Below are 11,791 nucleotides of genomic sequence, written 5' to 3'. Positions count from 1 at the left end.
CCGATCGGTGCGGCGGCCCTCCCGCCGTGTACGGGGTGTGTCAGTGCACGTTGCCCATGAGTGCCTGCACCTTCTTGCGGTACATCCAGATCGCGACACCCGCGCCGACGGCCAGCGCGGCCTGCATGGCTATGATCCCGGTTCCGTTGAGATCGACGCCCGCGATGGACAGCAGGCCCGTGGTGCAGTCACCGGCGGTGACGGCGAGGAACCAGACCCCCATCATCTGGCTGGCGTACTTCTGCGGCGCCATCTTCGTGGTGACCGAGAGGCCGACCGGGGAGAGGCACAGCTCGCCGATCGTCTGGATCATGTAGATCGAGACGAGCCACATCGGGGAGACCTTGGTGCCGTCACCCGCCATCGCCATGGGCACGATGAAGACGAAGAACGAGGCACCGATCAGCACCAGGCCCATCGCGAACTTCACGATGGTGTTGGGCTCCTGGTTCTTACGGGCCAGCCACAGCCACAGCCAGGCGAAGACCGGCGCCAGCGCCATCACGTACAGCGGGTTCAGGGCCTGGAACCAGGTGGCCGAGAAGTCGAAGCCGAACACGGAGCCGGCGGTCTTGCCGTCCGCGAACAGGGACAGCGTCGAACCGCCCTGGTCGTAGATCATCCAGAAGATGGCGGCGGCGACGAAGAACCAGATGTAGCCGTTGACCTTGGACTGCTCGGATCCGGTCAGCTCCTTGTCGCGCTTGATGCGGACGATGACGGCGACCGGGATGATCAGACCGGCGAGGGTCAGCGGCACGAGTGCCCAGTTCAGGGTGTACAGGCCCAGGGCGACCACGGTGCCGTAGAAGAGGGCGGCGACCACGACGGCGGCCGCGACCTTGACCAGGACGCCGGTGCGCTCCTGCGGAGTCAGCGGGTTCGGGACGAGGCTGCTCTTCGGGCTCAGGTGGCGGGTGAAGAAGAGGAACTGCAGAAGACCCAGGCCCATGCCGGCCGCGGCGAGCGCGAAGCCCAGGTGCCAGTTCACTTCCTTGCCGACCGTGCCGATGACGAGCGGCGCGAAGAACGCACCCAGGTTGATGCCGATGTAGAAGAGCGTGAAACCGCCGTCCCGGCGCGGGTCGTCGGGGCCGTCGTACAGGTGGCCCACCATCGTCGAGATGTTGGCCTTCAGCAGACCGGAACCGGCCGCGACCAGGGCCAGACCGACGAAGAACATCGCCTGCCCCGGCAGGGCCAGCGACAGGTGTCCCAGCATGATCACGGTCGAGGCGATGGCCACGGTCTTGCGGGCGCCCCAGACGCGGTCGCCGAACCAGCCGCCGGGCATGGCCATCAGGTAGACCATCGACAGGTATACGGAGTAGATGGCCGTGGCCGTCGCCGCGGTCATCGCGAGCCCGCCGCCCTGGCTGCCCGTGGCGGCGTCGGCGCCGCCCGAGACCAGGTAGTACACGAGAAGGGCGCGCATGCCGTAGTAGCTGAAGCGCTCCCACATCTCCGTCAGGAAGAGAGTGGCCAGGCCGCGGGGGTGGCCGAGGAAGGTCTTCTCGCTGCCAGGGGTACTGGCGGAGTCCTTCGTCAGGCTGGACGCCATGGTCGTTCCTTGCTTGCTCGGGACGCGGCGCTTCGTGAGCGGTACGCGCCCGGTGGGGGAGGCCGGCACCGGTACGGGACGGTCCACCCCCACGCCTTCGGGGGTCCCTCCGCGGATTCGGAGGCTGGGAACGGTCCGCGCCGGGATCCACGCCCCGGAAGCCGTGTCGCACCCGGAGCCCGGCCGACAGGTCGTTCACTGCGTCAGGCCGGGCTCGAAGCGGCTCGAACGGTACCGGGCCCCGGCCTTCGCGCAGAAAAGAGACCTCTGGTGCGCAAGGCAGCCAGAGGTCCCCGGGTCGTACTACGGGTGTCTCGCCACCATACGACATGACAGTGCGGCATATGGAAGGACTTGAGAGATGGATCACAGGTGATCATGGAACATTTGCCCTAAATCCAAGGTGTCAACCAGGGTCGCACCTCATAGTCGCTGGGTCGCACGATCCAGCCACGGGGGCGGCGCCCCGCGGACTACCATCACTCCATGACCCGTGTACTGCTCGCCGAGGACGACGCATCCATCTCGGAACCGCTGGCCCGCGCGCTGCGCCGGGAGGGGTACGAGGTGGAGGTGCGCGAGGACGGCCCGGCCGCGCTCGACGCGGGGCTCGCGGGTGGTGTGGATCTCGTGGTGCTGGATCTCGGGCTGCCCGGTATGGACGGGCTGGAGGTCGCCCGCCGGCTGCGCGCCGAGGGCCACTCGATCCCGATCCTGGTGCTCACCGCACGCGCGGACGAGGTGGACACCGTTGTCGGTCTCGACGCGGGAGCCGACGACTACGTCACCAAGCCGTTCCGCCTCGCCGAACTGCTGGCCCGGGTCCGGGCCCTGCTGCGGCGTGGTGCCGCGGAGCCCGCCCCGGCTCCCGCCACACACGGCGTCCGGATCGACGTCGAGTCGCACCGCGCCTGGATGGGGGACGAGGAACTCCAGTTGACCGCCAAGGAGTTCGACCTGCTGCGCGTCCTGGTCAGGGACGCCGGCCGGGTCGTCACCCGGGAACAGCTGATGCGCGAGGTCTGGGACACCACCTGGTGGTCGTCCACCAAGACGCTCGACATGCACATCTCCTGGCTGCGCAAGAAACTCGGCGACGACGCGGCGAACCCCCGCTACATCGCCACCGTGCGCGGTGTCGGTTTCCGCTTCGAGAAGTCCTGACACCCAGGAAGACCGGGCACCATGCGCCGCCGTCTGATCACCTCCACACTCTCCGTGGTGCTCGTCGTCATCGCCGTCTTCGGCGTGTCCCTGGTGCTCGTCGAGACGCGCACCATCACCAACAGCGCCCAGGAGACCGTGGATTCCGACGCGGTGCGCCTGGCCAGCATCGTCGAGAACCGACTGGTCGGCGGTGAGCCGGTCAATCCGGACATCCTGGCCGAGCAGGGCGACATCACCCGCTACGCCCGCATCGTCGTCCCCGGCCAGGGCGCCATCGAGATCGGCGAGCGGCCCTCGGGCAGCGTCATCCGCGGTACGGCGGCCGGTGACCGGGGCATCACGGTCACCGTGGAGGAGTCCCGCTCCTCGGTGAACCGCGAGGTCGGCCGGTCCCTGCTGATCATCGGCGCGGTCGCGCTGCTCGCCGTCGTCGCGGCCGTGCTGCTCGCGGTACGCCAGGCCAACCGGCTCGGCTCACCGCTCACCGACCTCGCGGAGACCGCGGAACGCCTCGGCTCCGGCGACCCGAGGCCCCGCCACCGCCGCTACGGCGTGCCGGAGCTGGACCGGGTCGCCGACGTGCTCGACGCCAGTGCCGAGCGGATCGCCCGGATGCTGACCGCGGAGCGGCGGCTCGCCGCGGACGCCTCCCACCAGCTCCGTACGCCGCTGACCGCGCTGTCGATGCGGCTGGAGGAGATCACGGTCACCGACGACCTGGCGACCGTGAAGGAGGAGGCGAGCGTCGCCCTCACCCAGGTGGAGCGGCTCACCGACGTGGTCCAGCGGCTGCTGACGAACTCGCGCGACCCGCGCACGGGCTCGGCCGTCGTCTTCGACCTGGACGAGGTGGTGAAGCAGCAGCTGGACGAGTGGCGCCCGGCGTGCCGCAGCGCCGGCCGGGCCATCGTCTGCTCGGGCCGCCAGGGCATGCGGGCCGTCGGCACGCCCGGCGCGGTGGCCCAGGTGCTCGCGGCGCTGATCGAGAACTCCCTGATGCACGGTGGTGGCACCATCGCGGTGCGCACCAGGGTCACCGGCAACCAGGCGGTGGTGGAGGTGACGGACGAGGGCCCCGGCGTGTCCAGCGACCTCGGGGCGCGGATCTTCGAGCGGACCATCAGCGGCCGCAACTCGACCGGCATCGGACTGGCGGTCGCGCGAGACCTGGCGGAGGCGGACGGCGGCCGGCTGGAACTGCTGCAGCAGCACCCCCCGGTGTTCGCGCTCTTCCTGAGCCGGGTGGCGAGGAAACGCAAGGACGAGAAGCCGACGGTCAGATGACCGCTGCGCGCCGCTCCTTCATTCGGCGTCCCGGTCCCGGGCCGGCTCAGCGGCCGACGGGGTCCCGTACCGGCTCCGGCCGGCGCGGCTCGAGAAACGATTCGGCCGACAGCACGGCCTCCCGCGGCGGCAGCGCCCGGAACACCCAGGTGCGGTACGACCAGAACCGGAACAGCGTCGCGACACCGATCCCCAGGAACTTGAAGATGTTGCTCTGCAGCGGGGTGTCCCAGCCGAAGCCGTACGTGGCCGTGTACAGGACACCGTTCTCGATCACCAGGCCGGCGCTGCTGAACAGCAGGAACAGGGTCAGCTCGCGGGTCCGGCGGCTCTTGTCGCGGTCCCGGTAGGTGAAGTACCGGAAGCCCACGTAGTTGAAGGCGATGGCGACGATCGTCGCCAGTACCGACGCCCGGACGACCGGGATGTCCGTGACCTGCCGTACGAGGTTGAAGACCGCGAGGTTGACGAGCAGCCCCGCCCCGCCGACCGCGCCGAACTTCGCCGCTTCCCGGACGAGCTGGTGCAGCTGCCCGCGCAGCCTTCCGCCTCGTTCACCCATAGTGCGAGCCCAGCCTCATCAGATCGGCAGCGTCGTCAATGTCATGCTAACCAGCGGCTCTCCGAGTCGCGCGTGAGCCATGGGGGCGATGTGACGTGCGATACAGCGGCTGTCGGAACATACGGAAGTCGGGGCCCGTCGGCTGGGCGGATACCCTAGGAGAGTGACGTTCCCGGTAGTCGGCATGGTCGGCGGCGGTCAGCTCGCCCGCATGACCCATGAGGCGGGTATCCCCCTCGGCCTGAAGTTCAAGCTCCTCAGTGACACCCCTCAGGACTCGGCGGCCCAGGTGGTGAGCGATGTCGTCGTCGGCGACTATCGCGACCTGGACACGCTCGTCGAGTTCGCGCGCGGTTGTGACGTGATCACCTTCGACCACGAGCATGTGCCGTACGAGCACCTGCGTGCCCTGGAGGCGCAGGGCATCACGGTCCGGCCGGGGCCCGAGGCCCTGGTGCACGCCCAGGACAAGGGCGTGATGCGCACCAGGCTCATGGAGATCGGTGTGCCCTGCCCGCGCCACCGGATCGTGGCCGACCCGGCCGACGTGACGGCGTTCGCCGCGGAGGTCGGGGGCTTCCCCGTCATCCTGAAGACGGTGCAGGGCGGCTACGACGGCAAGGGCGTCTGGTTCGTCCGTACGGAAGAGGACGCCGCGGCCCCGTTCAAGGCGGGCGTCCCGGTCCTCGCCGAGGAGAAGGTCGACTTCCGCCGCGAGCTCGCGGCGAACGTCGTCCGCTCTCCGCACGGCCAGGCCGTCGCCTACCCGGTCGTCGAGTCGCAGCAGGTCGACGGCGTCTGCGACACCGTGATCGCGCCCGCACCCGATCTCGACCCCGAGCTGGCCGGCCAGGCCCAGGAACTGGCGCTGCGCATCGCCAAGGAGCTCGGTGTCGTCGGCCACCTCGCCGTCGAGCTGTTCGAAACCGTGGATGCCGACGGCACCGGCCGCATCCTCGTCAACGAGCTCGCCATGCGCCCCCACAACTCCGGCCACTGGACCCAGGACGGCGCGGTCACCTCGCAGTTCGCCAACCACGTCCGCGCCGTGCTCGACCTGCCGCTGGGCGATCCGCGCCCCCGCGCCGGGTGGACGGTCATGTGCAATGTTCTGGGCGGTGACTACCCGGACATGTACGCGGCCTATCTGCACTGCATGGCACGGGACCCGCAGCTCAAGATCCATATGTACGGCAAGGACGTGAAGCCCGGCCGCAAGGTGGGGCACGTCAACGCATACGGCGACGACCTGGCCGACGCGCTCGAACGCGCCCGCCACGCCGCCGGCTACCTGAGAGGAACGATCGCCGAGTGAACAGCCCTGTCGTTGGCATTGTCATGGGGTCCGACTCCGACTGGCCCGTCATGGAGGCGGCCGCGCAGGCGCTCGACGAGTTCGAGATCGCGTACGAGGTCGACGTCGTCTCCGCGCACCGTATGCCGCGCGAGATGGTCGCGTACGGAGAAGGGGCCGCCGACCGCGGCCTCAAGGCGATCATCGCCGGTGCCGGTGGAGCGGCCCACCTGCCGGGCATGCTCGCCTCCGTCACGCCGCTGCCCGTCATCGGCGTACCCGTGCCCCTGAAGTACCTCGACGGCATGGACTCCCTGCTCTCCATCGTGCAGATGCCCGCCGGTGTACCCGTCGCCACCGTCTCCGTCGCCGGCGCGCGCAACGCGGGACTGCTCGCCGCCCGTATCCTCGCGACGCACGACACCGAGCTGCTCGCCCGTATGAAGGACTTCCAGCGGGAACTGAACGACCAGGCCACCGAGAAGGGCAAGCGGCTGCGCGCCAAGGTCGCGGGCCAGGACCCCTTCGGCTTCGGCAAGCAGGGCGCCGGGAAGTAACAGCCAATGGACACCCCCACGGATCTTCTCGAGCGGGCCGGCGAACTGCTCGCCGCGCACCCCGTCGTCGACGGCCACAACGACCTCCCCTGGGCACTGCGGCAGCATGTCCGCTACGACCTCGACCGCATGGACATCGCGGCCGACCAGAAGGGCAGGCTCCACACGGACATCCCCCGGCTGCGCAGCGGAGGGGTGGGGGCGCAGTTCTGGTCCGTGTACGTCCGCAGCGACATGGCCGGGGACGCGGCGGTGAGCGCGACCCTGGAGCAGATCGACATCGTCGACCAGCTCCTCGAGCGCTACCCCGCCGACCTGGCGCGCGCCCTGAGCGCCGACGACATGGAGACCGCCCGCGACGAGGGCAGGATCGCCTCGCTCATGGGTGCCGAGGGCGGCCACTCCATCAACAACTCGCTCGCCACTCTGCGCGGCCTGTACGCGCTGGGTGTGCGGTACATGACCCTCACGCACAACGACAACACCGCCTGGGCGGACTCCGCGACCGACGAGCCCGGTGTCGGCGGCCTCTCCGCCTTCGGCCACGAGGTCGTACGCGAGATGAACCGCATCGGCATGCTCGTCGACCTCTCGCACGTCGCGGCGACGACGATGCGCCACGCGCTCGCCACATCCCTCGCGCCGGTGATCTTCTCGCACTCCTCGTCGCGGGCCGTCTGCGACCACCCGCGCAACGTCCCCGACGACGTGCTGGCTCTGCTGCCCGGCAACGGGGGCGTGGCGATGGCGACCTTCGTGCCGAAGTTCATCCTCCCCGCGGCCGTCGAATGGACCCGTGCCGCGGACGAGAACCTGCGTGCCCAGGGACTGCACCACCTGGACACCACGGAGCGGGCGATGAAGATCCACGAGGCGTTCGAGGCGGCGAACCCGCGACCCGTCGCCACCGCCGCCACGGTCGCCGACCACCTCGACCACATGCGGGAGGTCGCCGGCATCGACCACATCGGCATCGGCGGCGACTTCGACGGGACGGCCTTCACCCCGGCCGGACTGGAGGACGTCGCGGGCTACCCGAACCTGATCGCCGAGCTGCTGCGCCGCGGCTGGTCCGACGCCGACCTGGCCAAGCTGACCTGGCACAACGCGGTCCGCGCCCTGCGGGCGGCCGAGGACGTGGCCGCCGACCTCCAGGCCACCCGCGGCCCGTCGAACGTGACGATCGACGAACTCGACGCGATCTGAGCAGCCGGACTGCTCTCGCCGGAGTGCGCGGTTCCCGGCCGCATACCCCGAACGCACCACTCGCCGCGACCCCCCCTCTGCTCCCGTGCCACGGTTGGCGTAACGGCACACGCCGGCGAACCCGGAGCACCACATGGCTGATCTGCACGACGCCTCGTCCCTCACCACCGTCGAACTGGACGGTCTCGAGGGTGATCTCGACGCACTCGGGGCGGCGACGGCCGCGCCTCCCGATCCGGAGCCCGCGTCGCGCGACGCGTCGTCGCAGCAGCCGGAGGCGCCGGAGACCGCCGCACCGGAGGGGCCCGCGCCCGGGACCCCGGCGCGGCAGGCAGAGGTGCCTCGCGTCGAGCCCCTCACCCGCGCCCGGCAGCTTCTGCGCAGCCATCCCCTGATCGACGGTTACAGCGGTCTCGCGCCCGTGCTGCGCAGCATGCACCGGTACGACCTCGAAGCCGGCGAGAGCCTGCTGGAGACCGACGTCCCGCGGCTGCGCCGCGGCGGGATCGGAGCGCAGTTCTGGTCCCTGCGGGAACCGGCCGACGGTGCCGAGGCCCCCTCGCTCGGCGCGGCGCTGGAACTGATCGACCTGGTACGGGCCACGGTGGCCGACTGCCCGGAGGGCCTGCGGCTCGCGCTCAGTGCCGACGAGGTCGTGGACAGCCGCAACCGCGGGCGGATCGCCGTACTCCTCGGCCCGATGTCGGGCCCGGCGCTCGGCGATTCGCTCGCCGTGCTGCGCGCCGTGTACGCACTCGGCGTCCGCAGCGTGACCCTCGCCGGTACGCGCTGGACGCAGCGCGGCGGCCTGACGCCCTTCGGACACGAGATGGTCCGCGAGATGAACCGGCTCGGTGTCCTCGTGGACCTCTCGGGCTGCTCGTCCGAAACGGTGCTCCGCACGTTCGCGATCACCAGGGCCCCGGTGCTTCTCTCGCACCAGGCCGAGCCGCTGCCGGACGACGTGCTGCGCGGGCTGCGTGCCAACAACGGCGTCTGCATGGTGATGTGCACCGCCGGGACGCTTTTGGAGACCGCCGACCGGCTCGACCGGATCCGTGAGATCGCCGGGCCGGAGTCCGTCGCCCTCAGCGGCGCGTACGACACCGGCCTGACGCACGCGGCTGGTCTGCAGGACGTCTCCTGCGTGCCGAGGCTCATCGCTCAGCTGCTCGAACGGGGCTGGTCCGAAACGGAGGTCACCGGCCTGACCTGGTCGAACGTCGCCCGGGTGCTGCGCGGCACCGAGTTCGCCGCCCGCGCCGCCCAGCCGCGCCGGGCGCCCTCGCGGGCGGCCATCGGCGCGCTGGACCTCTAGCCCGCCTCTAGCCCGGCCCATCGGCGCGCCGGACGTCTGCCCGCGCCGACGGGCCGTCGTGTTGAACGTCTGCCCCGGCCGAGCGGCGTGCTGGACCTCTGACGCGACCGTCGGTGTGCTGGACGTCTGCCCTGGCCGAGCGGCGCGCTGGACCTCTGACGCGGGGGCCGGCTCAGCAGGCGCAGAGACAGAACGGGTGCCCCGCCGGGTCGGCGTAGACGCGGAAGGACCGCTTGCGGTCCTCCGCCTCCAGCACGGTGGCACCCAGCGCCAGCACCTGCGCCTCCGCGGCGTCCAGGTCCTCGACGGTCACGTCCAGATGGAACTGCTGCGACCTCTCGGTCGACGGCCAGCTCGGGGGTACGAATCCGGGCGCCGCCTGGAACGCGAGCGCCGCGCCCTCGGCCCCTTCGAGGTCCACCCAGCTGTCCCCGTCCTCCTCGACCTGCTCGACCGTCCCGCCGACGAGTTCGGCGTAGAAGCGGGCGAGGGCCACCGGGTCGGGGCAGTCCAGTACGACGGCCCCGATTTTGCCGATGCTCATGCTTCCTCCTCAGTAGTTACCGGTAAACGCCTTCAACCGGTAACGCGGTTACCGCATGCTCCCGCATTACAGGTAACGTCGCAACCATGAATGACAGGCCGCCCGCGCCAGGGGGCCTCGCGCTGATCGAGGCGCTGGTGAACACGCTGGACATCGAGACCGGCGCGGACGGCCTCGACACGCAGGAGGCCCGAGAGCGCTTCGCCCTCGCCCCGCCCGAGGTTCCGGCGGCGCGTGACCTCCGTGAGGCGCTCCGCGCGGCCTGCCTCGCGCACGCCGGGCACGGCACGTCGACCGCCCTCGACGCACTCCTGGCCGACGCGCCCCTGCGCGTGGCGATCGCGCCCGACGGCTCCGCCGCGGTCCGCGCCGTCCGCCCCACGACGCTCCACTCCCGCGTCGCGGAAGCCATCGCCACGGCGACGGCCGACGGCACGTGGACGCGCCTCAAGGCGTGCGAGGCGGAGGACTGCCACTGGGCGTACTACGACCGCAGTCCGGGTGGCCGCAGCCGCTGGTGCTCCATGTCCGTCTGTGGCGCCCGCACCAAAATGCGCACCTACCGCGCCCGCCGCGCTCCCTGAGCTGCCGGCCCCGCCCCTGCCGGGCCACCGGCTCCATGCCCGTCCGCCGCCGGCCCTCACCACGACATGACCGCCCCGGCGAGGACCGCCCGGTTTCGGCCAGACGCTTCCGCCCGGACCTCGAAGCTGCTGCCCGCGCCTGCGGTGCCGGGCGTTGCCCGGCTGTGCCTGCGGTGCGAAGCCGCCGCTTGTCTGCGGTGCCGGGCCAAACCCGGCACCTGCGGCGCGAAGCTGCCGCTGCGGGGCCCGGGGGGCGGCAGCCCCACGAAAGACCAGCCCTCCACCAGCCCCCGACAGGGTTTCGGAAGGGGCTGGGGTGGGGGGAACTACGCCCGCGGACGCCCCATCGCCCGGTACGTCCAGCCCGCATCGCGCCATGCTCCCGCGTCGAGCGCGTTGCGCCCGTCCAGGATGATCGCCGAGGCCACGGCCTCCTTCAGCTCCGCCGGGTCCAGCTCGCGGAACTCGCGCCACTCCGTCAGGTGCAGTACCACGTCCGCGCCCCGCACCGCCTCGAGTGCCGTGTCCGCGTAACCCAGCGTCGGGAACAGCCGGCGCGCGTTGTCCGTGCCCTTGGGGTCGTAGACCGTCACCTGGCCGCCCTGGAGGTGGATCTGCCCGGCGACGTTCAGCGCCGGCGAGTCACGCACGTCGTCCGAGTCCGGCTTGAACGTCGCACCCAGCACGGCCACCCGCTTGCCGAGGAACGACGTGCCGCCCACCGCTTCCCGCGCCAGTTCCACCATGTGCCCGCGGCGGCGCATGTTGATCGAGTCGACCTCGCGGAGGAAGGTCAGCGCCTGGTCCGCGCCCAGCTCGCCGGCGCGTGCCATGAACGCGCGGATGTCCTTCGGCAGGCAGCCGCCGCCGAAGCCGATACCGGCCCGCAAAAACTTCTTCCCGATCCGCTCGTCGTACCCGATGGCCTCCGCCAGCTTCACGACGTCGCCGCCGGCGGCCTCGCACACCTCGGCCATCGCGTTGATGAAGGAGATCTTCGTCGCGAGGAACGAGTTCGCCGCGGTCTTCACGAGTTCCGCCGTCGGGAAGTCCGTCACCACGAACGGCGATCCTTCGCCGATCGGCGTGGCGTACACCTCACGCAGCAGCTTCTCGGCGTGTTCGCTCCCCACACCCACCACGATCCGGTCCGGGTGCAGTGTGTCGTCGACGGCGAAGCCCTCGCGCAGGAACTCCGGGTTCCAGGCCAGTTCCACGTCCTGCCCTGCCGGCGCCCGCGCGGTCAGCAGCCGGGCGAGCCGCTCCGCGGAGCCGACGGGCACGGTCGACTTGCCGACGACGAGCGCCGGGTGCTTCAGGTGCGGCGCCAGCGAGGCGAAGGCGGTGTCGACGTAACTCATGTCGCACGCGTACTCACCGTGCTTCTGCGGCGTGTTCACGCACATGAAGTGGACGTCACCGAACTCGCCCGCCTCCTCGTAGGAGGTGGTGAAGCGCAGCCGGCCGCTGGAGCCCTCGATCCCGGCCACGTGCAGCCGCAGCAGCTCCTCGAGTCCGGGCTCGTACATGGGGACCTTGCCCGCCGCGAGCATCTCGATCTTCTCCGGGACCACGTCGAGCCCCAGGACTTCGAAGCCCAGCTCCGCCATGGCCGCGGCATGCGTGGCACCGAGGTAGCCGGTGCCGATCACGGTGATCTTGAGGGCCATGGGAGCTCCATTGGTGGCGCGGTAGAGGTGCGCGCCCGAGCATA

Annotated in this window: 11 protein-coding genes; 7 read left to right on the top strand and 4 right to left on the bottom strand. The window is 70.8% G+C overall.

All coding sequences use genetic code 11. The features are described from left to right. Positions 1-40: 40 nt before the first annotated feature. Positions 41-1,561, bottom strand: coding sequence for an oligopeptide:H+ symporter (locus AB0903_RS13980; protein WP_366702358.1), 1,521 nt, complete (start codon positions 1,559-1,561; stop codon positions 41-43). 486 nt (positions 1,562-2,047) lie between these two features. Here AB0903_RS13980 and AB0903_RS13975 point away from each other — a divergent pair, with 486 nt between their 5' ends. Together AB0903_RS13975 and AB0903_RS13970 are read left to right on the top strand one after the other, a co-directional pair. Continuing rightward, positions 2,048-2,725, top strand: coding sequence for a response regulator transcription factor (locus tag AB0903_RS13975; RefSeq protein ID WP_366702356.1), 678 nt, complete (start codon positions 2,048-2,050; stop codon positions 2,723-2,725). A 21-nt stretch (positions 2,726-2,746) separates the two neighbouring features. Next, a complete protein-coding gene (locus AB0903_RS13970; protein WP_366702354.1) occupies positions 2,747-4,012 on the top strand; it encodes an ATP-binding protein in 1,266 nt (421 codons plus the stop codon). Between the two features lie 46 nt (positions 4,013-4,058). Here the strand turns inward: AB0903_RS13970 and AB0903_RS13965 are convergent, their stop codons facing one another. Continuing rightward, entirely contained in the window at positions 4,059-4,574 is a 516-nt protein-coding gene (locus tag AB0903_RS13965) for a GtrA family protein (RefSeq protein WP_366702352.1), read from the bottom strand. 163 nt (positions 4,575-4,737) lie between these two features. Between AB0903_RS13965 and AB0903_RS13960 the strand changes: the two genes are divergently transcribed. The 4 genes from AB0903_RS13960 (at position 4,738) to AB0903_RS13945 (ending at position 8,949) form a co-directional block, all read left to right on the top strand. Beyond that, a complete protein-coding gene (locus tag AB0903_RS13960) occupies positions 4,738-5,889 on the top strand; it encodes a 5-(carboxyamino)imidazole ribonucleotide synthase (RefSeq protein ID WP_366702350.1) in 1,152 nt (383 codons plus the stop codon). A gap of 23 nt (positions 5,890-5,912) precedes the next feature. Next, positions 5,913-6,425 carry a 5-(carboxyamino)imidazole ribonucleotide mutase gene (gene purE / locus AB0903_RS13955; protein WP_366702449.1) on the top strand — a complete coding sequence of 171 codons (513 nt, stop codon included), beginning with the start codon at positions 5,913-5,915 and terminating at the stop codon, positions 6,423-6,425. Between the two features lie 6 nt (positions 6,426-6,431). Next, a complete protein-coding gene (locus tag AB0903_RS13950; protein WP_366702348.1) occupies positions 6,432-7,631 on the top strand; it encodes a dipeptidase in 1,200 nt (399 codons plus the stop codon). Between the two features lie 133 nt (positions 7,632-7,764). Next, positions 7,765-8,949 carry a membrane dipeptidase gene (locus AB0903_RS13945; RefSeq protein ID WP_366702346.1) on the top strand — a complete coding sequence of 395 codons (1,185 nt, stop codon included), beginning with the start codon at positions 7,765-7,767 and terminating at the stop codon, positions 8,947-8,949. Positions 8,950-9,121: 172 nt separating this feature from the next. Here the strand turns inward: AB0903_RS13945 and AB0903_RS13940 are convergent, their stop codons facing one another. Then, the gene (locus AB0903_RS13940) at positions 9,122-9,493 is read right to left on the bottom strand and encodes a VOC family protein (protein WP_366702344.1); all 372 of its coding nucleotides are present in this window, start codon (positions 9,491-9,493) and stop codon (positions 9,122-9,124) included. Positions 9,494-9,579: 86 nt separating this feature from the next. On the opposite strand from AB0903_RS13940, the gene AB0903_RS13935 reads away from it, so the two are divergent. Further along, positions 9,580-10,077: a CGNR zinc finger domain-containing protein gene (locus tag AB0903_RS13935; protein WP_366702343.1), complete on the top strand. Its 498-nt coding sequence runs from the start codon at positions 9,580-9,582 to the stop codon at positions 10,075-10,077. Positions 10,078-10,403: 326 nt separating this feature from the next. Here AB0903_RS13935 and AB0903_RS13930 read toward each other — a convergent pair whose 3' ends face one another. Next, positions 10,404-11,747, bottom strand: a complete 1,344-nt coding sequence (locus tag AB0903_RS13930; RefSeq protein WP_366702342.1) for a UDP-glucose/GDP-mannose dehydrogenase family protein — start codon at positions 11,745-11,747, stop codon at positions 10,404-10,406. Between the last annotated feature and the right edge of the window lie 44 nt (positions 11,748-11,791).

The sequence above is a fragment of the Streptomyces sp. NPDC048389 genome (assembly GCF_040706335.1).
Lineage (GTDB): Bacteria > Actinomycetota > Actinomycetes > Streptomycetales > Streptomycetaceae > Streptomyces.
This window is presented reverse-complemented; position numbering and strand designations above follow the sequence as displayed.